The 22,340-nt window shown below is 70.0% G+C and carries 20 protein-coding genes and 5 tRNA genes; 19 read left to right on the top strand and 6 right to left on the bottom strand.

Annotated features, from left to right (window positions below):
- The first annotated feature begins 84 nt into the window (after nucleotides 1-84).
- The 8 genes from ACIQMV_RS18745 (at nucleotide 85) to ACIQMV_RS18710 (ending at nucleotide 9,136) form a co-directional block, all read left to right on the top strand.
- Nucleotides 85-3,870, top strand: a complete 3,786-nt coding sequence (locus tag ACIQMV_RS18745) for a hypothetical protein (protein ID WP_402594010.1) — start codon at nucleotides 85-87, stop codon at nucleotides 3,868-3,870.
- A gap of 18 nt (nucleotides 3,871-3,888) precedes the next feature.
- Nucleotides 3,889-6,195, top strand: coding sequence for a LamG-like jellyroll fold domain-containing protein (locus ACIQMV_RS18740; RefSeq protein WP_402593909.1), 2,307 nt, complete (start codon nucleotides 3,889-3,891; stop codon nucleotides 6,193-6,195).
- Between the two features lie 13 nt (nucleotides 6,196-6,208).
- Nucleotides 6,209-6,661, top strand: a complete 453-nt coding sequence (locus ACIQMV_RS18735) for a hypothetical protein (protein ID WP_402593908.1) — start codon at nucleotides 6,209-6,211, stop codon at nucleotides 6,659-6,661.
- A complete protein-coding gene (locus ACIQMV_RS18730) occupies nucleotides 6,658-7,152 on the top strand; it encodes a hypothetical protein (RefSeq protein ID WP_402593906.1) in 495 nt (164 codons plus the stop codon). The genes ACIQMV_RS18735 and ACIQMV_RS18730 overlap by 4 nt, the downstream gene beginning before the upstream one ends.
- A gap of 63 nt (nucleotides 7,153-7,215) precedes the next feature.
- Complete coding sequence (locus ACIQMV_RS18725; RefSeq protein WP_402593905.1) at nucleotides 7,216-8,145, top strand: N-acetylmuramoyl-L-alanine amidase; 930 nt, start codon at nucleotides 7,216-7,218, stop codon at nucleotides 8,143-8,145.
- 13 nt (nucleotides 8,146-8,158) lie between these two features.
- On the top strand, nucleotides 8,159-8,344 hold the full coding sequence (locus tag ACIQMV_RS18720) for a hypothetical protein (protein WP_402593904.1): 186 nt from the start codon (nucleotides 8,159-8,161) through the stop codon (nucleotides 8,342-8,344).
- The gene (locus ACIQMV_RS18715) at nucleotides 8,344-8,778 is read left to right on the top strand and encodes a hypothetical protein (protein WP_402593902.1); all 435 of its coding nucleotides are present in this window, start codon (nucleotides 8,344-8,346) and stop codon (nucleotides 8,776-8,778) included. The genes ACIQMV_RS18720 and ACIQMV_RS18715 overlap by 1 nt, the downstream gene beginning before the upstream one ends.
- Complete coding sequence (locus ACIQMV_RS18710; RefSeq protein ID WP_402593900.1) at nucleotides 8,768-9,136, top strand: hypothetical protein; 369 nt, start codon at nucleotides 8,768-8,770, stop codon at nucleotides 9,134-9,136. The genes ACIQMV_RS18715 and ACIQMV_RS18710 overlap by 11 nt, the downstream gene beginning before the upstream one ends.
- A gap of 111 nt (nucleotides 9,137-9,247) precedes the next feature.
- Here the strand turns inward: ACIQMV_RS18710 and ACIQMV_RS18705 are convergent, their stop codons facing one another.
- Nucleotides 9,248-9,496 (bottom strand): GntR family transcriptional regulator, encoded by a 249-nt coding sequence (locus ACIQMV_RS18705; protein ID WP_402593899.1) that lies wholly within the window; start codon nucleotides 9,494-9,496, stop codon nucleotides 9,248-9,250.
- 143 nt (nucleotides 9,497-9,639) lie between these two features.
- Here ACIQMV_RS18705 and ACIQMV_RS18700 point away from each other — a divergent pair, with 143 nt between their 5' ends.
- The 3 genes from ACIQMV_RS18700 to ACIQMV_RS18690 all read left to right on the top strand — a co-directional run bounded on the left by ACIQMV_RS18700 (nucleotide 9,640) and on the right by ACIQMV_RS18690 (nucleotide 10,507).
- Nucleotides 9,640-10,011, top strand: coding sequence for a hypothetical protein (locus ACIQMV_RS18700; protein WP_402593897.1), 372 nt, complete (start codon nucleotides 9,640-9,642; stop codon nucleotides 10,009-10,011).
- A complete protein-coding gene (locus ACIQMV_RS18695; RefSeq protein WP_402593896.1) occupies nucleotides 10,008-10,202 on the top strand; it encodes a hypothetical protein in 195 nt (64 codons plus the stop codon). Before ACIQMV_RS18700 ends, ACIQMV_RS18695 begins: the two co-directional genes overlap by 4 nt.
- A 110-nt stretch (nucleotides 10,203-10,312) precedes the next feature.
- Nucleotides 10,313-10,507 (top strand): DUF397 domain-containing protein, encoded by a 195-nt coding sequence (locus ACIQMV_RS18690; RefSeq protein WP_402593894.1) that lies wholly within the window; start codon nucleotides 10,313-10,315, stop codon nucleotides 10,505-10,507.
- Nucleotides 10,508-10,556: 49 nt separating this feature from the next.
- Here the strand turns inward: ACIQMV_RS18690 and ACIQMV_RS18685 are convergent, their stop codons facing one another.
- The 3 genes from ACIQMV_RS18685 to ACIQMV_RS18675 form a co-directional block, all read right to left on the bottom strand.
- Nucleotides 10,557-10,796 (bottom strand): helix-turn-helix domain-containing protein, encoded by a 240-nt coding sequence (locus ACIQMV_RS18685; RefSeq protein WP_402593892.1) that lies wholly within the window; start codon nucleotides 10,794-10,796, stop codon nucleotides 10,557-10,559.
- A 291-nt stretch (nucleotides 10,797-11,087) separates the two neighbouring features.
- Nucleotides 11,088-11,160, bottom strand: a tRNA-Lys gene (locus ACIQMV_RS18680).
- Between the two features lie 242 nt (nucleotides 11,161-11,402).
- On the bottom strand, nucleotides 11,403-13,568 hold the full coding sequence (locus tag ACIQMV_RS18675; protein WP_402593890.1) for a DEAD/DEAH box helicase: 2,166 nt from the start codon (nucleotides 13,566-13,568) through the stop codon (nucleotides 11,403-11,405).
- A gap of 242 nt (nucleotides 13,569-13,810) precedes the next feature.
- Between ACIQMV_RS18675 and ACIQMV_RS18670 the strand changes: the two genes are divergently transcribed.
- Entirely contained in the window at nucleotides 13,811-14,098 is a 288-nt protein-coding gene (locus tag ACIQMV_RS18670) for a hypothetical protein (RefSeq protein ID WP_402593888.1), read from the top strand.
- A gap of 291 nt (nucleotides 14,099-14,389) precedes the next feature.
- Here ACIQMV_RS18670 and ACIQMV_RS18665 read toward each other — a convergent pair whose 3' ends face one another.
- Nucleotides 14,390-14,740 carry a metallopeptidase family protein gene (locus ACIQMV_RS18665; protein WP_216372783.1) on the bottom strand — a complete coding sequence of 117 codons (351 nt, stop codon included), beginning with the start codon at nucleotides 14,738-14,740 and terminating at the stop codon, nucleotides 14,390-14,392.
- A 79-nt stretch (nucleotides 14,741-14,819) separates the two neighbouring features.
- On the opposite strand from ACIQMV_RS18665, the gene ACIQMV_RS18660 reads away from it, so the two are divergent.
- From ACIQMV_RS18660 to ACIQMV_RS18630, 7 genes are all read left to right on the top strand, one after another.
- Entirely contained in the window at nucleotides 14,820-16,418 is a 1,599-nt protein-coding gene (locus tag ACIQMV_RS18660) for a metallophosphoesterase (RefSeq protein ID WP_402593885.1), read from the top strand.
- 80 nt (nucleotides 16,419-16,498) lie between these two features.
- Nucleotides 16,499-16,571 (top strand) — tRNA-Glu (locus ACIQMV_RS18655).
- Between the two features lie 48 nt (nucleotides 16,572-16,619).
- Nucleotides 16,620-16,694 (top strand) — tRNA-Asp (locus ACIQMV_RS18650).
- A 25-nt stretch (nucleotides 16,695-16,719) separates the two neighbouring features.
- A tRNA-Phe gene (locus ACIQMV_RS18645) sits at nucleotides 16,720-16,793 on the top strand.
- Nucleotides 16,794-16,987: 194 nt separating this feature from the next.
- Nucleotides 16,988-20,965, top strand: a complete 3,978-nt coding sequence (gene hrpA / locus ACIQMV_RS18640; protein ID WP_402593883.1) for an ATP-dependent RNA helicase HrpA — start codon at nucleotides 16,988-16,990, stop codon at nucleotides 20,963-20,965.
- Between the two features lie 93 nt (nucleotides 20,966-21,058).
- Nucleotides 21,059-21,133, top strand: a tRNA-Asp gene (locus tag ACIQMV_RS18635).
- A gap of 200 nt (nucleotides 21,134-21,333) precedes the next feature.
- Nucleotides 21,334-21,528: a DUF6274 family protein gene (locus tag ACIQMV_RS18630; protein ID WP_398229065.1), complete on the top strand. Its 195-nt coding sequence runs from the start codon at nucleotides 21,334-21,336 to the stop codon at nucleotides 21,526-21,528.
- 474 nt (nucleotides 21,529-22,002) lie between these two features.
- Here the strand turns inward: ACIQMV_RS18630 and bldC are convergent, their stop codons facing one another.
- Entirely contained in the window at nucleotides 22,003-22,209 is a 207-nt protein-coding gene (gene bldC, locus ACIQMV_RS18625; RefSeq protein WP_003949541.1) for a developmental transcriptional regulator BldC, read from the bottom strand.
- Nucleotides 22,210-22,340: the final 131 nt, after the last annotated feature.

Below are 22,340 nucleotides of genomic sequence, written 5' to 3'. Positions count from 1 at the left end.
GTCGACGACTTCTACAACCTGACCGCCTGGATCGACCAGCACCAGGCAGCACTCCAGGCGGAAGGTGGTTGAGCCGTGCCGTCGATGAACTTCACCCTCACCGGCCACGACGCGCTGAGCCGCATCTTCGACCGGGTGGGCGACCGTGCGCAGCGGCTTCACCGGCGCATCGACGATGCGGCCACCCGCAGCAACGTTGCGATGAACCGCTTCACCAGCAACACGTCCCGGCGTCTGTCCCAGATGCAGCAGGACAGCGAGGCCGGCGGGAAGGCGCTGGAGAAGCTGGCCGGTGCCGCACTGCTGCTGGCCCCGGCGGCAATCCCGGTAGCGGCGACGCTCGCGCCGATCGCCGCCGGAGCGGGCACGGTCGCCGTCGCGGTTGCGGCGATGGGTGCCGCGCTGATCCCGCAGATCTCCGCCCTGGGGGAGGCGGCGGAGGCGGAGAAGACGTGGCAGGACGCGGTCGACAAGTCCGGCGCCACCTCGCAGGAGGCGGCGCAGGCGCAGGCTGCCTACGCCAAGACCATGGCCGACCTGCCGCCGCAGACCCGCAAGGCGGCGGCCGCGTTCGGCGTGCTCAAGGACGAGTTCTCGGACTGGTCCGACGAGCTGGCTGGCGACACGATGGCTCCGGTCATCAAGAGCATCGGCATCGCCAACGCCCTGCTGCCGAAGACGTCCGGCCTAGTCCGTGCCGCCTCGTCGGAGACCGACCGCTTCCTGACGATCATCGGCGGCTCGATGGCCAGCCCCGGCTTCGACCGCCTCAACGACAAGTTCACCTCGTTCACGCAGAAGACGCTGCGCAACCTGAACGACGGACTGGTCCGCTTCATGCGCACCAGCGACGGCAAGGTCGGCAGCAACCTGGCAGAGTTCATGGACTACGCCAGAGCCCAGGGCCCGTTGGTCTCCAGCGTCCTGCGCAACATTGGCACCACGCTGATGAACGTGCTGCGGGCGGGCAGCGACGTCGGCGTGGGCATGCTGCAGGTCATCGACGTCCTCGCCAAGCTCGTCTCGGCGGTCCCGCCGGGCACCATCGCCATCCTCCTGCAGCTGGCGTTCGCGATGAAGCTGGTGAAGGCGGCCGCGTTCGGTCTGACCGCGGCGCGCACGGTCGTGGCCCAGTTCGCGACGCAGCTCATCGCGATGGGCAACGCGGCCGCGGGCACGCCCGGCCGGCTCCGCGCGGTCGGCGCGGCGATCGGTGCGCTGTCCCGCAGTGCGAAGGTCGCGCTGGTCGGCACGGGTATCGGTCTGCTGCTGGTCGCGCTCACCGAGCTGTCGCAGTGGGGCAAGAGGACGCCACCGGATGTCGACAAGCTCACCACGTCGCTGGCCCGGCTGGGCGCCACCGGGAAGGTGACGGGCGAGGCCGCGCGGGTGATGGGCAAGGACATGGAGGGCCTGGCCTCCGCGGTCGACCGTGTCGCCGGTGGCGGCTCCGGCATGGACAAGTTCAACGACTTCATGAACATGCTCGTCACCGTGGGCCAGGCGGAGTCGAACTCGATGAAGATGGCCAAGGAGGACATCGACGGCATCGACAAGGGGCTCGCCAACCTCGTCAAGAACGGCAATCCGGATCAGGCGGCGGCCGCGCTGAAGCGGATGACCGCCCAACTCGCCAAGGACGGCAAGGACACCGAAGAGTTCACCTCGCGGCTGGACGACTACAAGTCCGCTCTCGCCGACGCCAAGTTCGAACAGCAGCTCGCCGCCGACTCGATGGGCGTCTTCGGCGCCCAGGCGCAGTCTGTGCAGGCCAAGCTCGACGAGCAGAAGCGATCCGCGGACGGGCTCCGCCAGTCGATCCAGGCTCTCAACGACGTCCAGCGTAAGGGCCTGGGCGGGATGATCGGGTTCGAGGCGAGCATCGACGCCGCGGCGAAGGCCGCGAAGGAGAACGCCGGCTCGCTGAAGATGGTGAACGGCGAGCTGGACCTGAACTCCCCGAAGGCGCAGGCTGCCGCGACCGCGCTCAACGATCTCGCTGCGAAGACCGAGGATGCAGCCGGCCAGGCCCGTGAGTCCGGGGCGAGCTGGGAGAAGGTAAACGGCGTCTACTCCCGCGGCCGCGCCGAACTCATCAGGAACGCCCAGGCCATGGGCCTGACCAAGGCCCAGGCCAAGCAGCTCGCCGACCAGATCCTGAACATCAAGGACCTGAAGAAGGTCCGCGTTGAGATGCGCACCGAGGACGCGATCAAGAGCCTCAACGGCGTCCTGGCGGCGATGAAGAAGTCGCCCGACTCCAAGAAGGTCACGGTCAAGGCGCTCACCGCGGACGCGGTCAGCATGCTGCGCGACCTCGGCTTCAAGGTCGAACGCATGAAGGACGGCCGGTTCAAGATCACGGCCGACACCGCGAACGCCAAGGGCAACATCGCCGCGGTCCAGAAGGCCCGGGACGCGCTCAAGGACAAGACGATCGACCTGGCGGTGCGGGACCGGGCGAGCAAGCTGGCCCGGGACATCAAGGACGCAATCGCTGCGATCCGCGGGAAGACCGTCACCGTCACGACCGTCTACGCGACCCTCGGCGCCGAGGGCACCGCTGCCCGCAACAACGCCAAGCTCAACGGGTTCGCCGGCGGCGGTACGCCCCGGCGGGGCGAGGTGGCGTGGGTCGGCGAGCACGGGCCCGAGCTGATGTCGTTCGACGGCACAGAGCGGATCTTCGATCACGGCACGTCCATGTCGATGATCCGGCCGAGCAGCGAGGCGGCGGGCGTCCTCGCCGGGGCCGGCCTGGCCGTGGGCATGACCGGTTCCCGGGCCAGCGTGGGCGCGGCGGCGGCGACGATGGCGGCCGCGGTCACGGCCGGCATCCGGGAGGAGCTGGAGATTGCGTCGCCGTCGAAGAAGACGAAGGCGCTTGCCAAGGACGTCGGGAAGGGGTTCATCCAGGGGCTGACCAGCACTCGGGCGAAGATCAAGTCGGTGTCGGCTGACCTGGTCAAGGACATCAAGACGGCGTTCTCCGGCAAGAAGGAGTCCAGCCTGGTCGCGTTCGTCAACTTCCAGACGAACCGGCTGATGACCCTGGCGGCCAAGCGGGACAAGATCGCCGCGAAGATCGCCGAGGCGAAGCAGTACGCCAAGGACGTCACGAGCAACGCCCGGGCCCAGGCCAGCCTGGGCAACCTCGGCATGCAGCCCGAGGAGGTCACCGCAGGCGGCATCAAGGCCGGCCTCGCGGCCAAGCTGGCGAAGATCAAGCACTTCACCCGGTACATCGACATCCTCGCCAAGAAGGGCCTCAACAAGGGGCTGCTGCGGCAGATCCTCAACATGGGCCCGGAGGACGGCTACGCCTACGCGTCCGCTCTGGTCGGCGCGGACAAGGCAACGTTCAAGCAGATCAACTCGCTTCAGTCGCAGCTCGACAAGTCCACGGACAAGCTCGGCAAGCGCGGCGCGGACATCCTGTACGACTCCGGCAAGAACGCGTCCAAGGGGTTCCTCACTGGCCTGGCTTCTCAGCAGAAGGACATCGAGAAGCTCATGCTGAAGATCGCCACGTCGATGCAGAAGAGCATCAAGAAAGCCTTGGGGATCAAGAGCCCGTCGACGGTCATGGCCAAGCTGGGGCGCTTCTCCACGCAAGGCCTGGCCCGCGGCCTGGTCGGCGCCCTGCCGGAAGTCGACCGCGCCCTGGGCGTTGTCACCGGCCGCGTCGCCTCCGCTCAGCCAGTGCTGGGGCGGCCCGCTGTCGTGGCCGGCGGGGGCAGCGGGATGACCGTCTACCTGACCGTGGAGGTGGCGCCCACGGCTGACCGGGTGGCCATCGGCAAGGAGATCCAGACCGCGCTGCTGGCCCTGAAACGCAACACCGGGGGCGTCAGCCTCGGCCTGACCTAGGGGGTGACCATGACGCGGGTGAGTGTTGAGGCGGCGTTCGGGACGACGCTGCAGGACGCCGTCTCCACCGGCGGGACCTGGACATGCATCACGCAGTACACGGACATCAGCAAGAACGGAATCTCCATCACCCGGGGCGCGGCCGATGAACTGTCGGACATCCAGGCCGGCAGCTGCACGCTGGTCCTGGACAACACCGACGGACGGTTCACGCCGGAGAACAGCACCTCGCCCTACTACCCGAACGTCACGGACGGCGTGCCCATCCGGGTGTCCGTGTCCACCGCGACCCGGAACCTGACGCTCAACCCGTCCTTCGAGGGCGGCAGCGTCGAGGGCTGGCTGTGGCCGGCCGGGGTCGAGGTCACGACCGTCGCCGCGCCTGTGCAGCACGGCACGCGGGCCGCCCGCGTCACCTGGAACGCCGGCAGCTCGGGCTACTTCGAGACCGCGGTGTACGGGCTGACGATCGGCGCTGTCTGCACGGCGAGCGTGTACGTGCGCGTCCCGGCGGGGCATGCCGCGGCGCGGATCCGGATGGGCGGCATCACGTCGTCGGCGAGCACGGTCACCGATACGTACACCCGCCTGACGGTCACGTTCACGGCGACCGCTTCGGTGATGGCCCTGCAGGTCATCCCGTCCACCACACCGGCCGTCGGGAACCTCGTGTATGTCGACGCGGTCCAGGTGGAAGAGGGCGGCACGGCTACCGTGTTCAGCCCGGATGCGGCCCAGCTCAGCCGCCGGTTCTGGGGGCTGGTCAACCAGTGGCCGGTCACGTGGGAGGGCCTGGGCTCGGCCGTCACCGTCACGGCGATGGATGTGCTCAGTGTCCTCTCGCGCGCCGAGGATCAGATGCGGCCGATGCTCCTGCAGGAGATTCTGCTGTGGGGGCCGAACGCCTACTATCCGCTGGACGAGCCGGACGGATCCACCTCGGGCGGGGACGCCTCCGGGCTGACGGGGCCGCGGTCCCTCGCTGTCGGACAGGCGGGGGCCGGCGGGGAGCTCGCGTTCGGCGCGGGCATCGCCCCGCTCGGCATGTCCGGGGCGCCGCTGTTCACTCCGGTGTCCGCGACTGCTGGCAAGTACCTGCGCGCCGACCTCGGCCGGGCGTTTCAGGCGACATCGTTCACCCAGCATCTGCTCCTTGAGGCCTGGGTCGCCACGACCGTGGCGGGCCGCAACATCCTGACGGTCGCCAGCCCCGACCGCAGCAGCAACCTGATCCTCTACCTGCAGGCATCGACCGGCTACCTGACGGTCTCCACGACGACGCCCGACGCCTCGGCCACGGGCATCGTCGTGGGGTCCACCAACCTCGCCGACGGCGCCCTGCACCACGTCATCTACGACGCCGAAGCGAAGGAGCTGTACGTCGACGGCGTCAGCATCGGCTCGTTCTCCGCGATCCTCCCGGTGCAGGATCTGTCCACGCTGACCATTGGGGCCAGCCACAATGGCCTGACCCTGTGGTCGGGCAGCATCAGCAACGTTGCCCTGTACCTGGACACGGCGATGTCCGCTGCCAACCTCGTCGACCACTACAGGTGCGGCACTACCGGCTTCGCCGGGGAGACCGCCGACGAGCGCGCCTACCGGCTGGTCACCTACATCGGACTGAGTTTCGGTGACGTCGGCATCTTCAATACCGGGATCGCCGAGCAGGCCGCGCTGGGCCAGACGTGCCTCGAGCACCTGCGGGATGTGGAGACCACCGAGTCCGGGAAGCTCTACGCGCGGCGTGACGCGCCGATGGTGATGCTGCAAGGCCGCTCTGTCCGCTACAACCAGAGCAGCGCGCTGAACATCCAGTACGTGGACTTCGAGCCGACCGACTTCGAGTTGGCCTACGACACGCAGAAGGTCGCGAACACGCTCACGCTGTCGCGGCCGGGCGGGGCGACGCAGCGCATGGTCCACGCCGTGTCCCGGAAGGCACGTGGCCCGATGGGCCGGACCGTCGACACCTTGTGCACCGACGATCTGGTCGTCACCGACCTGGGCAACTGGCTGCTGTACAGGTACTCGACTCCGCAGGTGGAGCTCCGCGGTATCCGCATCGAGGCGTCCACCATGGGCCAGGCCGCGTACCGCACGCTGATGGCGGCGGACATCAGCACGATGATCACGGTCACGGCCATGCCGAGCCAGGCGCCGGCCGCGTCGATGTCCGTCACGGTCGAGGGCTACCGCGAGGACATCCGCCACAACCAGCACACCATCCAGTTCCACACGTCGCAGGCGGAAACGGACTCGGTGTGGGTGCTGGGCGATTCGACCTATTCGCGGCTGGGGTCCACGACCCGCCTCGCCTACTGAAGGAGACCCAGTCATGCCGGTCGCCGTTGTGCGCGCCGAGACGTTCTACACACCGCCACCGCGCGAAGACCAGCGCGCGTGGGACGAGGTGCCTGCGGCGGAACGTGTCTGGCGCTGGTACGAGACCACCATGGGCCGCCGCGTCATCCCGCCCGAGGGGATGGTCGACGACACGTATTACGCGCGGATCAACCAGAACCGGTGGATCGCCGACTGTTCCTCGTGCGGGTCCGCTGCGGTCGTCTCGCCCACCGACCCCCGCTACGCGTGCACCGAATGCGACTGGGGCTGGTGCACGCTCATCTTCCCCGCCGACGTTGCCGCGGTGGAGGCCGGCCTGATGGGGCTGAAGCCGGGTCTGCGGAACTGGTGGCACCCGGACGACCCGAACAACCCAGACCGGCCCGTGCCCGAGCCCGAGCCCGAGCCCGAGCCCGAGCCTGAGCCGGGAGGTGAGACGCCGTGACGTTCGCCCCGCGCACCTGGGTCGTCGGCGAAGTCGTCTCCGCCGCGACCATGAACCAGGAGATCCGCGACCAGTTCAACACCTTCTTCGGCGCCTGGACGACGTACACCCCCGCCTGGACGGGGGCGACCACCAACCCGGCCATCAACAACGGCAGCCTGACCGGCCGGTACATGAAGGTCGGCCGGACCTGCGACGTGCGGATCGAAGTGCTGATGGGATCGACAACCACCTACGGGAATGGTGGCTGGTCCCTGTCCCTGCCGTTCGCCGCGGCCGCAACGGACCAGCAGCTCGGCATCGTTCACGCGCACCAATCCCAGCGGATCCAGGGCGCGTTCACCATCGCGGCCGGCGCTACGGTCGGCCTGGCGTTCTTCCCGACCACTGCGTCCCCGACGAACCTGAACTGGGTCGCGTCGACGGTTCCGGTCACCTGGGCGGCCGGTGGCCGCCTGTCGGTGTTCTGCCGCTACGAGACCGCTTCCTGACCCTGCCTACTCCTGTACGCCCCGCGCCGATGGCCGGGGCTTTCCTCATACCTGGAGGTGCCCGTGGCCACGCCACTCACCGCTGCCCAGTTCCTCGCCGCCCTGGCGGCCGAGGGCGTGACCGTCGTCGAGGTCGGCGACTGGAAGAACCACAACCGCAACAGCAAGGGCCCGTGGGGTCCGGTGCACGGCGTGATGATCCACCACACTGTCACCAAGGGCACCGCGAACACGGTGAAGATCGTGCGCGACGGGTACGCCGGACTGCCCGGCCCCCTCTGTCACGGCATGATCGCCAAGGACGGGCGCGTGCACGCGGTCGGCTGGGGCCGCGCCAACCACGCCGGTTTGGGAGACCCGGACGTCTTGTCCGCGGTCATCGCCGAACGCAAGCCGCCCCTGGACGACGAGGCCACCGTCGACGGCAACCGACACTTCTACGGATTCGAGTGCGAGAACCTCGGCGACGGCAAGGACCCGTGGCCCGAGGAGCAGATCGAGGCCATCGTCCGCGTCATCGCCGCCCTCTGCCGGGCTCACGGGTGGGGGGCCCGGTCGGCGCTGCGGCACCTGGACTGGCAGCCCGGCAAGGTCGACCCGCGCGGGCCCGGCATGGACTGGGAGCAGATCCTCGACCGCGTCGCGAAGCGGCTCGACAGCAAGCCGCCCACCACCAGCCTGCCCGCGCCGGCCAAGCCGAAGGTGTCGCTGTCCAAGCTGATCGCCGCGGCGAAGACCGACCCGGCCGCGAAGGGCCAGCCGGTCACCTACACCGGCGTGCGCACCGTGGAAGCCGCTCTCGTCAACGAGGGCCTGCTCGCCAAGACCTACCTGGACGGCCACTACGGCACGGCCACCAAGGACGCCATGAGCGGCTGGCAGGAACGCTGCGGGTACCGCGGCCGCAAGCCCGGCGAGCCCGCCGACGGCATCCCCGGCAAGGACTCCCTCAGCCGCCTCGCCGCGAAGCACGGCTTCACCGTCACCGCCTGACCAGGAGGACCCTATGAAGATCTCCAGCATCGCCAAGTCCATCGTGGCCGGCCTCGCCGCAGGCGCCACGGCTGCAGTCACCGCCGTGCAGGACGGCCAGGTCACGGCCACCGAGAGCATCACCATCGCCCTCGCCGTCCTCGGCGCCTGGGGCATCACCTACGCGGTGCCCAACAAGCAGCCCTCGGCGGACGCCTGATGAGTGCCGCGGCGGCCCGCCGGCTCGGCCAGCAGTTGGGCCGCCGCGGCGCCCTGCTCACCCTCAAGGGGGCGATCGCGGTCCTGTACGGGTACGGGCAGATCGTGCAGCCCCCGCAGCAGCAGTCAGGGCTGAGCCTGCTGCTGCGGTGGATGCCGCTGGACGCGTGGGGAGCCCTGTGGATGGCGGCCGGGGTGGTCGCGCTGGTCTGCGCGTGGCTCCCGCCGCGCAGGGACTGGCCGGGCTTCCTCGCCGTCTGGGCGATCACCGCCCCATGGTCGATGGCCTACCTGGTGGCCTGGTGGCCACTGGAGCACTACCCGCGCGGCTGGGTTCCTGCCGCGATCTTCGGCGCGTTCGGCGCGGTCTGCCTGGTAGCGATCGGCTGGGACGAGCCTCCCCGTGCACGATCGGAGCCGCCGAGTGAGAACTGAGATGCTGACCGCGCTGAGCGCGCTGGCCGTCGCCACCGTCACCGCCGTGGGCGGCATCGCGACGGCCGTGGTCGGTCGCCGGCAGCCACGCGGACAGCAGCGCCGCGACGACTTCACCACCATCGTGGCCGAACTGCGCACCAGCCATGCCGAGGTGAAGGCCGAGCTCCAGCAGCAGAAGGAGCAGGCGAACCGGGACAGGGCTCGGATCACGGCTCAGGATTTCGCGATCCGCTACCTCGCAGGCTGGTCGCGGACGTTGGTCGGGTACATGCGGCAGTCGCAGCTGGAGCCGCCGCCCCCGCCACAGCCGGTACCGGAAGAGGTGCAGCCCTACCTTCACGACGTGGGGCTGTGAGTCCCGGCCCGGCTTCGGCATAGGAAGCCGGCCCGGGACGTCTCGCCCCCGCCAACATGCCCCCGCTCTCCCCTTCAAGGGAGGGCGGGGGCGTTTCGTCATGCCTGGGGCTCAGCTGTCTATGGGCGGCTGGTCGGCGACGAACGTGCCGATGCCGGACTCGCCCCGCAGCCAGCCCTCACGACGCAAATGTGCGAGCGCCTTCTGGCTGGTTGATGCCGCGATGCCCAGCTCGGTTGCCAGCTCCAGCGTGGAGGGCACTCGGGTTCCGGGCGGGTAGGTGCCGTCCTTGATGCGGCCGATGACGATCTGCGCGGCCTGCCTCCATACGGCCCGCGTCCGGTCAAGGTCAGCGCTCATGCTGGCGACCGTAGGTTCCCGCACCATGCCGCGCGACCGCAGGACCCCTCGGCAACCCTCGGTAAGGCGCGGTATGGTCTGTGTCACAAGTAACCCCCGCGGCCTGGCAGGGCCCGGGGGTTGGCCGACTGCGAGGAGTCGACATGACGAACCGTACAGTCCCCACCCCGAGCTCGGCAGAGGGCTTACTGGAGGTCCCGGCCGCCGCCCTGGCGCTCCTGGCGCTCCCGGACCTGGACGAGGTCACCGACGGCCAGGCGCGCGGCATCAACTGCATCTGGTGCAAGGCTGGCCCGCTCACTGCCGAGACAGCGGTTGACCTTGGCCAGCAGAAGAGCCCCAGCGGCGTGTCCCGGTTCCCGCGCGCTTGCCGCCGCTGCATCTGCAAGCGGGTGCACCGAGCGTTCCTGGACCACGTTCACCCGGGCCCCTGCCAGGAATGCCAAAACAGCTCGCCCGGCTGCGAGATCGGCCGCGCCTTCCACCGGCTCCTGCGGGAAGGACGACGGCGGTGAGCGGACGGAAGACCCACGACGAGGCTGCATCCCTCGCCGCCGGCCACGCAGCCGGGTACTGCTGGATGCCGCGCCCCGGCGGGGGCGGCCGCTGCACCCGGCGCCCGGGCCACGACGACGACCACGTCGACTTCTACAACGGCCGCCAGTCCATCACGGACGTCGAGGGCTACCGCTGGCGCCAGCGCTAAGGACTCCCGCCGCGCGTAGGTACCGACCACGACGCGGCGGGCGGGCTGGCCGTCTCCTGGGGCTCGGACGGCCGCCCATCACGTAACAACCACCAGTGAAAGGTAAGCACATGGACAGCAGCACTCTGCCCTGGAAGGTCAGCACCTACTCGACCGGCAACGGCGCGTGCGTCGAGGTCGCCCGGACGCCGTCCGGCGCGCACTTCCGGGACACCAAGGACCGGCCCCGCGGTGCCGCAGCCGTGGCGCCCGCGTCCTGGGGCGCGTTCCTCGGCGCTGTGAAGGCGGGCGCGCTCGGCGCCTGACCCGCACGCACTGCGGCCCCGGCTGGTGTCCACACCGGCCGGGGCCGCTTCATTGCACGAGGGCGGCGAGCGGCACGCCCAGGACCCGGGCGATGCGCGCCAGCGACGCCACCGTCATGGACCGGCCGCTCTCCACGTTCTGAACCGTCCGTCGGTCGATGTCGGCCGCCTGCCACACATCGTCCTGGGTCAGGCCCTGGCGGATCCGCTCGGCACGCACCCGCTCGCCGATGGCTCGGTACAGCTCGGACAGCCAGGCGTCATCGTCGGGGTCGGGCAGGGCTCGCACTCGACAAACGCTCGATGCCGGATGATCATGTGTCTGCGGAATCTTTTCCGCCTTGTGCGATCTTGAAGGCTGGGGGATAGCCCGTCGAAGGTGCTGGGGCCGCCACGCGACCCTGGAGAGGACACCCGAGACGGGAAGGGCGGCCGCTCCTTAAGGAGCGGCCGCCCTTCTTTCTGCCTCCGGATGATCGCCGGGCTTTCGGGCCAGCTACGGGCCAGCGAGCGATCATGACACCTAGTCAAAACGGACAGGACCCCAGGCCAGTTAGTCACTGACCTGGGGTCCTTCCTGTAGGCCCTGTGGGACTCGAACCCACAACCAATGGATTAAAAGTCCACTGCTCTGCCAATTGAGCTAAGGGCCCAGGCGATGTTGCCTACCCGAGCATAGCGGGAGGAGGGCCCGTCGCCGATCGGGTATCCGGGGTGCCCGGCCGGAAGTTCGGCGTGATCGGCGGTGACCGCCCCGCACACCGTCCGTCCGGACGGGGGTCGAAACGGTGGCCGCCGCCGGACCCGCCGTGGTCAGCGAGGCATAGGTGGTCAAAAACCGCGGGGCCCGTACGACAGGAGTCGTACGGGCCCCGCGGGGTGGGTTCAGCCGGCGTCAGCCGTTGCGCTTCCAGCGCGGCTTGTCGTCGCGGCGGCCGAAGGAACCGCCGCCGCCGCCTCCGCGGTGGTCGTCACGGCGGCCGTAGGGGCGCTCGTGGCCGCCGGAGCGGAAGCCGGGGCGGTCGCCCTGGCGGTCGCGGTTGAACGGGCGGTCGCTGCCGCGGTGCCCGCCACGCTCGTCACGCCGGGCCGGGCGGTCGTCACGGCGGAAGCCGCCACGGTCGTCACGGCGGTCGAACGAGCCACGGTCGTCACGACGGTCGAAGGAACGGGGCGCACGGTCCCGGTCCCGCTGGAAACCGCCACGGTCGTCGCGCCGCTCGAAGGAACGGCCACCGCGGTCGCCGCGGTCGTCACGACGGTCGTCACGACGGAAGCCGCCACGGTCGTCACGGCGGTCGAACGAGCCACGGTCATCACGACGGTCGAAGGAACGGCCACCGCGGTCGCCGCGGTCGCCCCGGTCGTCACGGCGGAAGCCGCCCCGGTCACCGCGGTCCCGGTCACGGTCCCGGTTGAAGCCGCCACGGTCGTCACGACGGTCGAAGGAACGGGGCGCACGGTCCCGGTCCCGCTGGAAACCGCCACGGTCCTCGCGCCGCTCACGCCGGTCGTACGACGACGGGGCCGCCGAACGCTCCTCGCGCTCCGCGCCCTCTTCCCGGTCGATACGTTCGATGTCCCGGGCCGCCGGCTGCTCCGGCACCGACACCTCGGCCACCACCTGCTCCTCGGCCACCTCGGCCGAGCCCTCGGACGTCACGGTCTCGCCGCGCTCGCGGGCGAGCCGGGCGACCAGCCGGTCGGCCTCCTCCCGCAGCTCGGCCGCACGCCGCTGCGCGCGCTCCAGCTGCTTGGCGAGGTGAGTGACTTCACGCTCGGCCAGCTGAGCCGCGGTGCCCGCGGACTCGGCCTGCACCTCGGTCATCGACCGGGCACCGGTGATCTCGGCGACCTCCGGGTCGAAGGCCGCGCCGCCCTGGATGATGTGGCGCGAGGCGTCAACGCCCGCGTCCTCCATCAGGCGGAAGATCTGACGCCGCTGATGCGGCAGGGACAGCGAGACCACCGTGCCCGTACGGCCCGCGCGGGCCGTACGGCCGGCCCGGTGCAGATAGTCCTTGTGATCGCCGGCCGGGTCGACGTTCAGCACCAGGTCGATGCCGTCGACGTGGATACCGCGGGCGGCGACGTCGGTGGCGACCAGGACGTTGACGTAACCGTCCTTGAAGTCGGCCAGGGTGCGGGTACGGGCGCCCTGGGTCATGCCGCCGTGCAGCGCCTCGGCCTTCGCACCGGCCTCGCGCAGCTGCTCGGCCACGCGGTCGGCGCCCAGCTGGGTGCGCACGAAGATGATGGTGCGGCCCTTGCGGGAGGCGATGGCAGCGGTGACCGGCGCCTTGTCCTTGGGCTTCACGATCAGGATGTGGTGGGACATGGTCGTCACCGCGCCCTGCGCCGCGTCGACCTCGTGGCTGACCGGGTCGGTCAGGTACCGGTCGACGAGGGTCTTGATCTCGTTCTCCATCGTCGCGGAGAACAGCATCCGCTGACCGCCCGCCGGAACCTGGTCCAGCAGCTCGGTGACCTCGGGCATGAAGCCCAGGTCGGACATCTGGTCGGCCTCGTCCAGGACCGCGATCTGCACATCCTCCAGGGAGCAGGCGCCGCGGTTGATGATGTCGCGCAGACGGCCCGGCGTGGCGACCAGGATGTCGACGCCCTTCTCCAGGGCGTAGATCTGGTTGCCCATGGAGGTGCCGCCGCAGACGACCTTCATCCTCAGGCCGACCACGTCGCCGTAGGGCTGGAGGGCGTCGGCCACCTGCATGGCCAGCTCACGGGTCGGGGTGAGGATGACGGCCCGCGGCCGCTTCCGCTCGGTGCGGCCGCCGGCCAGCGTGGCCAGGGTCGGCAGACCGAAGGAGAGGGTCTTGCCGGAGCCGGTGCGGCCCCGGCCCAGGATGTCCTTCCCGGCCAGGGCGTCCGGGATGGTCGCGGCCTGGATCGGGAAAGGCGTGGTCACGCCGTTCTGCGCGAGCTTGCGGACGACGCCCTCGGGCAGGCCGAGGTCCGCGAAGGTGATCTCCGGGGCCTCGTGGTTCTCGGGAGCGTCGTCGGCGTTCTCGGGCACGACGACGTGATCAGTGGCAATGGACATGCGAATGCGAAACCTTCCGGAGTCTCGTCGGCACGCGCCCGTCAACTCCGTGATTCGCGCCACGACCGCCTCGATGCGGTCCGCCACGGCAAAGGAGAGTACGCGCCACACGGCGCGCTCTGCGTGGGCGCCGGGCAAATGGGATCAAACGATCTACCACCATACGCACCTTGCACCCCCGAAGGCAAACCGGCGGGGCCTCCGCAGGTCAGCCGCTCGTCCGGTGCGGGTGCCGGCCCGGCTTGTACGAGCGTTCCCGCTTCTCCAGCTGCGACCCCGTGCCGTCGTGCGCCGAGGGCGACGGCTCGGCCGACGGCGGATCCGAGGACGCCGGCGGAGGGGGCGGCGAGGCCGGCGGCTGCTCGGGCGCGGCGGACGTCTGCGGGGGCACCGGCACCGCCTCGCTCGGCGTCGGCTCGCCCGCCTTCGGCGGCGACCCGCCCGTGCCCGGCGCCGCCGACGCCCCGGGCTCGTCCGACGGCGACACCGACGCGGACGGCGACTCGCCGGGCTTCCCCTTCCCCCCGTGACCACGCTTGCCGTCCCCGCCGCCACCCGCGCGGCCCGCGTCACCGCCGGACACCGCGCCCTCCCCGCCCGGGGCCCGGCCGCCCCGGTCCCCGGCGGAGTGCGACGGCCTGACCGAGCCGGCGTCCTCCCCCACGCTCACGCAGCCGGCGGCGGCGGTGACGGCCGCGACCACGGCGGCGAGACGGACGGATACGAACAAGGGGCGCACGGGCAGCCACCTCCGGGAGAAGAAGTCACCCTGTCCAACTCCGTTCACCCGCCGGAGGACACGCGACCGCGTCCGGCGAGGGTCAGCCGTACCCCAGCGCGTGCAGACGTTCGTCGTCGATCCCGAAGTGGTGGGCGATCTCGTGAACCACCGTCACCTCCGTCTCCGCGACCACGTCCTCCCGTGTCCCGCACATGCGCAGCGTCGGCCCGCGGTAGATCGTGATCCGGTCCGGCAGCACCCCCGCGTACCACTCGCCGCGCTCCGTCAGCGGGGTCCCCTCGTACAGCCCGAGCAACTCGGGATCGTCGGCGGGCGGCTCGTCCTCGACGAACACCGCGACGTTGTCCATCAGCCGCGTCAGCTCCGGCGGAATCCGGTCGAGGGCCTCGGCCACCAGTTCCTCGAACTCCTCGCGCGTCATCTCCAGCACACGGTCATTGTCCGGCACCACCCGCGCGACCATGCCACGCACGGGCATATCGGGTGTCGGGCATGGGCATACGCGCCCAATGCCCCGCCTCGCCCTCCCAGACCCGAACCGCCCGCACCCCCTCCGCGGCATACGGAAGGCGGTGCACGCCGTCACACTCCGCCGATCGACCCGTCAACGGCCGGACCTCTCCCTGGCGCAGGAGCCGCGCCCCTGGGCGCGCGCCGCCGGACTGGTGGCCGTCGTCCTGGTCGGCGCCTGGCTGGGGCTGCTCGTCGTCGGCAACGTACGGGCACCGGTCGGCCCCATGAACACCACGATGACCCTGCGCCCCTCCCTGACCGGCGGCACGAAGATCAACGTCTCTCCGCTGGGCTCCCTGGAACTGGACAGCCACATCGCCCCCGTCCGCCTCGACGTGAACGTCGACCAGCTCGACCCGGCCCGCTCCCAGGCCCTGGTCGACCACCCGGAACGCCTCTCCGGCCTCCAGGACGAGGTGGCGCACGACGTCGAGCACGGCACCCTCGACCTGGCCCTGCGGTCCTGTGTGGCCGTCGTCTCCGGCGCGACCGCGCTCGGCCTCGCGGTCTACCGCCGCCCGCGTCGCGCCCTGGCGGCCGGCGGCCTGGCCCTGACCCTGCTCGCGGCGTCCGGGGCGACGGCGTACGCCACCTGGAATCCCAAGTCGGTGCTGGAGCCGAAGTTCTCCGGACTGCTGTCCTCGGCACCCTCGGTGGTCGGCAACGCGCGCAGCATCGTCACCGAGTTCGACGTCTACCAGAAGGAGCTGGCACGCCTGGTGACGAACGTGACCAAGCTCTACGACGTCACCTCCACGCTCCCCGCCTACCAGCCGGACCCGACGACCATCCGGGTCCTGCACGTCTCCGACATCCATCTCAACCCGGCGAGCTGGAAGATCATCGCCTCGCTGGTGGAGCAGTACAAGGTGGACGTGATCGTCGACTCCGGCGACACGATGGACCACGGCTCCGCGGCGGAGAACGGCTTCCTGGACCCGATCGGGGACCTGGGCGTCCCCTATGTCTGGGTGCGCGGCAACCACGACTCGAAGGTCACCCAGCGCTACCTGGAGCGCATGAAGAACGTGCACGTCCTGGACGACGGCCGCGCCGAGACCGTCGCCGGCCTGCGCTTCGCCGGCATCGGCGACCCCCAGTTCACCCCCGACCGCTCCGGCGCGCCGGGCGCCGACGCGTCCGAGGAACTGGCCGGCGCCCGCCTGGCCTCGGCCCTGCGCGACCAGCGGGCCAAGGGCACTCCCGTCGACATCGCCCTCGCCCACGAACCGTCCGCGGCCCGCGAGACCGACGGCACCGTGCCGCTGGTGCTGTGCGGCCACCTCCACCACCAGGGGACGGAGGTCCTCAGGTACGGCACGCGGCTGCGCATGGAGGGGTCCACGGGCGGCAGCGGCCTGCGCGCGGTCGAGGGGAAGCACCCGGCCCCGATCGAGGCGTCGATCCTCTACCTCGACCGGGACAGCCGTCGCCTCCAGGCCTGGGACGCGATCAGGCTGGGCGGCCTGGGACTGACGACGGCCGAGGTCAGCCGCCACCTGCCCGAGGAGAACAAGCCGGGCGCCACCCCCTCCCCGGCCACGCCCTCCCCCTCCACGGCCTCCCCGGCCACGCCCTCCCCCTCCGGCTCGTAAACGGTTTTGGCGATACCCCCGGCCATCCCCTATGCTTTTCACGTCCCCGACGCGCTGAGAAGCGCCCAGGCGGGCCGATAGCCCTCATCGTCTAGCGGCCTAGGACGCCGCCCTTTCAAGGCGGTAGCACGGGTTCGAATCCCGTTGGGGGCACGCAGTACGGTGTGCGACACTTACGTTCGTTGGTTCGCACACAACCATGGTCCTGTGGAGCAGTTTGGAGTGCTCGCCACCCTGTCAAGGTGGAGGCCGCGGGTTCAAATCCCGTCAGGACCGCTGAGGTTTCACGCGAGACCTCAATGGCTGGGTAGCTCAGTTGGTACGAGCGTCCGCCTGAAAAGCGGAAGGTCGCCGGTTCGACCCCGGCCCCAGCCACAGGGAAAGATCCCGCCCATCGGGCGGGATCTTCTTTGTTCGCCGGCACCGCCGGCAGGCAGCCGCAGCTCTTCGGCCCCGGAGCGGGCATGGCACCGGCCGAGGACGGACGCGCCCACCGGGGTGTCACCGCCGGCGGCCCGTGGCAAAACCGTTCGCCAGGATTTTCTCGGGGATGAGATCCTGGGTCCCGTATGTCTACGCATCCCGCCCCCGCCCTCGGCGCCCTCGCCTCCCGCCTGAACGAGTTGTCGCTGCGTGACGCGCACCGGCTCGGCCGCAGGCTCGAAGGCGCGCGCAAGATTCGCAAGCCGGAGGCGCGTGCCGCCGTCCTCGCCGAGGTCGAGGGCGAGGTCGGGAAGGCCGAGGAGCGCATGTCCGCCCGGCGTTCCCGGGTGCCGGTGGTCAGCTATCCCGAGCAGTTGCCGGTCAGCCAGAAGAAGGACGAGATCGCCGACGCGATCCGCGCTCACCAGGTCGTCATCGTCGCCGGTGAGACGGGGTCCGGGAAGACCACGCAGATCCCGAAGATCTGCATGGAGCTGGGCCGGGGTGTGCGGGGCATGATCGGGCACACCCAGCCCCGCCGGATCGCCGCCCGTACCGTCGCCGAGCGTGTGGCGGAGGAGCTGGACACCCCGCTCGGTGCGGCCGTCGGCTGGAAGGTGCGGTTCACCGACCAGGTGGATCCCGACGCCACGTTCGTGAAGCTGATGACGGACGGCATCCTGCTCGCCGAGATCCAGACCGACCGCGAGCTGCGGGCCTACGACACGATCATCATCGACGAGGCTCACGAGCGGTCCCTCAACATCGACTTCCTGCTGGGCTATCTCGCGCAGCTGCTGCCGCGGCGGCCGGACCTCAAGGTCGTCATCACCTCGGCCACCATCGATCCCGAGCGCTTCTCCCGGCACTTCGGCGACGCCCCGATCGTCGAGGTCAGCGGGCGGACGTATCCCGTGGAGGTGCGGTACCGGCCGCTGCTGGAGGAGGACTCCGACGACGCCGACCGGGATCAGATCACCGCGATCACGGACGCGGTGGAGGAGCTCATGGCCGAGGGGTCCGGGGACATCCTCGTCTTCCTCTCGGGGGAGCGGGAGATCCGTGACACGGCCGACGCGCTCAACAAGAAGAACTTCCGGTTCACCGAGGTGCTGCCGCTGTACGCCCGGCTGTCGCACGCCGAGCAGCACCGGGTCTTCCAGCCGCACACCGGCCGCAGGATCGTCCTGGCGACCAACGTCGCCGAGACCTCACTGACCGTCCCGGGCATCAAGTACGTCATCGACCCCGGCTTCGCCCGTATCTCCCGGTACAGCCACCGCACCAAGGTGCAGCGGCTGCCGATCGAGCCGGTCTCGCAGGCCAGCGCCAACCAGCGCAAGGGCCGCTGCGGGCGTACGTCCGACGGCATCTGCATCCGGCTCTACGGCGAGGACGACTTCCTCACGCGTCCGGAGTTCACGGACGCGGAGATCCTGCGCACCAACCTCGCCTCCGTCATCCTCCAGATGACCGCGGCCGGCCTCGGCGACATCGAGAAGTTCCCGTTCATCGACCCGCCGGACCACCGCAACATCCGTGACGGCGTGCAGCTGCTCCAGGAGCTGGGCGCGCTGGACCCGGCGCAGAAGGACCCCCGCAAACGGCTCACGGAGACCGGCCGCAAGCTCGCCCAGCTGCCGGTCGACCCGCGCCTGGCCCGCATGGTGCTGGAGGCCGACCGCAACGGCTGCGTCCGCGAGGTCATGGTGATCGCCGCCGCGCTGTCCATCCAGGACCCGCGCGAGCGTCCCGCCGAGAAGCAGGCCCAGGCCGATCAGCAGCACGCCCGCTTCCGGGACGAGACCAGCGACTTCCTCGCCTACCTCAATCTGTGGCGCTACATCCGCGAGCAGCAGAAGGAGCGGGGCTCCTCGTCGTTCCGGCGCATGTGCAAGCAGGAGTTCCTGAACTTCCTGCGTATCCGCGAATGGCAGGACATCTACAGCCAGTTGCGCACGGTCGCCAAGCAGATGGGCATCCACCTCGACGACCAGGACGCGCCCGCCGACCGGATCCACGTCTCGCTGCTGGCCGGTCTGCTCTCGCACATCGGCATGAAGGACGTGAAGGAGTCCAAGGACTCCGGGGGCGGCGCGCGCAAGGACGGCGGCCGGAACGAGTACCTGGGCGCCCGCAACGCCAAGTTCGCGATCTTCCCGGGCTCGGCGCTGTTCAAGAAGCCGCCGCGCTTCGTGATGTCCGCCGAGCTCGTCGAGACCTCCCGTCTGTGGGCCCGCGTCAACGCGAGGATCGAACCGGAGTGGGTCGAGCCGCTGGCCGGGCACCTGCTGAAGCGGACCTACAGCGAACCGCACTGGGAGAAGGACCAGGCGGCGGTGATGGCGTACGAGAAGGTCACGCTGTACGGCGTTCCGATCGTCGCCCAGCGGAAGGTGAACTACGGGCGGATCGACACGGAGCTCAGCCGGGAGCTGTTCATCCGCAACGCGCTCGTCGAGGGCGACTGGCGCACGCACCACAAGTTCTTCGCCGACAACCGCAGGCTCCTCAGCGAGGTGGAGGAGCTGGAGCACCGGGCCCGGCGCCGGGACATCGTCGTGGACGACGAGACGCTGTTCGACTTCTACGACCGGCGGGTGCCCGAACACGTCGTCTCCGGGGCGCACTTCGACTCCTGGTGGAAGCGGAAGCGGCAGGAGCAGCCGGACTTCCTGGACTTCGAGCGGGAGATGCTCATCCGGGAGTCGGCGGAGGCGGTCACCAAGGCCGACTATCCGGACTCCTGGCGGCAGGGGAACCTCAAGTTCCCGGTGACGTACCAGTTCGAGCCGGGCGCGGACGCGGACGGTGTGACCGTCCACATCCCGTTGCAGGTGCTGAACCAGGTCACGGACGAGGGCTTCGACTGGCAGATCCCGGGGCTGCGCGAGGAGGTCGTCACCGAGCTGATCCGCTCCCTGCCCAAGCCCATCCGCCGCAACTACGTGCCGGCGCCGAACTACGCGAAGGCGTTCCTGGAGTCCGCGGTGCCGTTGCAGGAGCCGCTGACCACCACGATGGCGCGTGAGCTGAAGCGCATGGTCGGTGTGCCCTTCGAGGCCGAGGACTTCGACTGGTCCAGGATCCCCGACCATCTGAAGATCACCTTCCGGATCGTCGACGAGCGGCGCCGCAAGCTGGCCGAGGACAAGGACCTCCAGGCGCTGAAGCTGACGCTGAAGCCCAGGGCGCGCAAGGCCCTGTCCCAGGCCGCCGCGGCGACCGCGGAGCGGCAGGGCGGGGAGTCCCTGGAGCGCAAGGGCCTGACCGACTGGACCATCGGCACGCTCACCCGGGTCTTCGAGACCCGCCGGGCCGGTCAGCCGGTGAAGGCCTACCCGGCGCTCGTCGACGACGGCGACACCGTGTCCGTGCGGCTCTTCGACACCGAGGCCGAGCAGGCCGAGGCGATGTGGCGGGGCACGCGGCGGCTGATTCTGCGCAACATCCCGGTCAACCCGGCGAAGTTCGCGTCCGAGAAGCTGAGCAACCAGCAGAAGCTCGCCCTCTCGGCGAACCCGCACGGCTCGGTCCAGGCGCTGTTCGACGACTGCGCGACGGCGGCGGCGGACCGGCTGATCGCGGACTTCGGCGGGCCGGTCTGGGACGAAGAGTCGTACCGGAAGCTGTACGACAAGGTGCGTGCCGACATCGTGGACACGACCGTGCGGACGGTGGGCCAGGTGCAGCAGGTACTGGCCGCCTGGCAGGCCTGTGAGCGCCGTCTGAAGGCCGTACGCAGCCCCGCGCTGCTGCCGAACCTGGCGGACCTGCGGGCTCAGCTGGACGGCCTGGTGAAGCCCGGTTTCGTCACGGCGTCCGGGGTACGGCGTCTGCCGGACCTGATGCGCTATCTGGTGGCCGCGGACCGCCGCCTCCAGCAGATGCCGACGAACGTCCAGCGGGACACCACGCGCATGGAGAAGGTTCACGAGATGCAGGACGAGTACGCGTGGCTGCTCGAGCAGATGCCGCGGGGCCGGCCGGTGCCGTCCTCGGTCCTGGACATCCGCTGGATGATCGAGGAGCTGCGGGTGAGCTACTTCGCGCACGCGCTGGGCACGGCGTACCCGGTCTCGGACAAGCGGATCGTGAAGGCGATCGACGCGGCCGTCCCGTGATGACAAATGCACGCTAAGTGAGTTCGACCCCGGGCCCCTGCTCCTGTACAGTCTCTTCTCGCAGCGCAACGCACGAATAGCGCCGCAAAACGAGGTCCTGTGGAGCAGTTTGGAGTGCTCGCCACCCTGTCAAGGTGGAGGCCGCGGGTTCAAATCCCGTCAGGACCGCTCTGTCAAGAGGGCCCGTCCCCCCGAGGGGGACGGGCCCTCTTCTCGTGTGCTCGCACACCCCGTCCGCACGGCCCCTTCCGGAGGCGCGGAGGGGCCCTGTGGCGGCCTGTGGCGCGCCGCCGTGTCTTGACGGCGTCACATTCCCTCGGTACCCAGGGAGCAGGCTCGGCTCCCCCGCGGTCCACTGGAGGTGGCGTATGGCGGCATCGGCCAGGCACGAGACGCGGGCGCTGCTCCGCGCACATCTCGCGGCAGCCTCGTCGTACCGCCACCTCACCCGTCGCTGCGCCGTCTGCCACCACCTGCTGCGACTGGAGATGGCCGGCGCCCCTCGGACGGCCTCCGGCGCCCCGGAGGAGCCGGTGGAAGGCGACAGCCCCTCGACGGCGTGAACCGCGCCGGGGCGCACCTCGAATCCCGAACTCCCTTGCGGGCGTGGGGCGATGGAACCGGAGCCTCCACTAGCGCAGAGACACGGCCGGCAACAAGCGCCTCGGCATGTGACGGGTGTCACCGAATGAGTTTCTGAAAGTGCGGTACTTACACCCGCCCTACACAGGGTCAATTTAATATGTGCAATTGCACTGCCCTGCGGGTTGCTCCACAGATGATCCGCCGAGCCTCCCCAGACTCCGACAAGCCCGCTCACAGAGCCACCCCGCGGGCTCCGGAAGGCACACAAAAAAGATCGCGCTGGACCCGGCGGAGTCCAGCGCGATCGACGACGCACCCTTGTTCACTTGCCTACGGAGCTCTGACGGCTTGGGCGTGGGGCCTGTTGGGGCAGGACCCGCGTCGCTTGGAGCTGTGGCTCCGGGCGCCTCGGCCAGTGGGGGACCAGCCGGTTCGTCCGGTTATTCGGTTGTTCAGGCCTCGCTGCGCTGCTGCGGAATACCCGCGAGCAGTGCGCGGACCTCAGCCTCGCGGTATCGGCGGTGCCCGCCGAGCGTGCGGATCGACGTGAGCTTGCCGGCCTTCGCCCAGCGCGTGACCGTCTTGGGGTCGACGCGGAACATGGTGGCGACCTCAGCCGGGGTCAGCAGCGGCTCGGCATCAGGGGTGCGAGCGGTCATGAGCGGCCTCCTCGGGAGAACCGAACCTTCTCGGTTCTTTCCTCTAAATTCTGCACCTTGACCCGCGTTGCCCGAAATGGCGGACGCGAGTCGAGTCGGTTATAGGACGAACGGCTTGTCCTCGGCACTAC

The organism is Streptomyces sp. NPDC091412, assembly GCF_044756885.1.
Taxonomy (GTDB): Bacteria; Actinomycetota; Actinomycetes; order Streptomycetales; family Streptomycetaceae; genus Streptomyces.
This window is presented reverse-complemented; position numbering and strand designations above follow the sequence as displayed.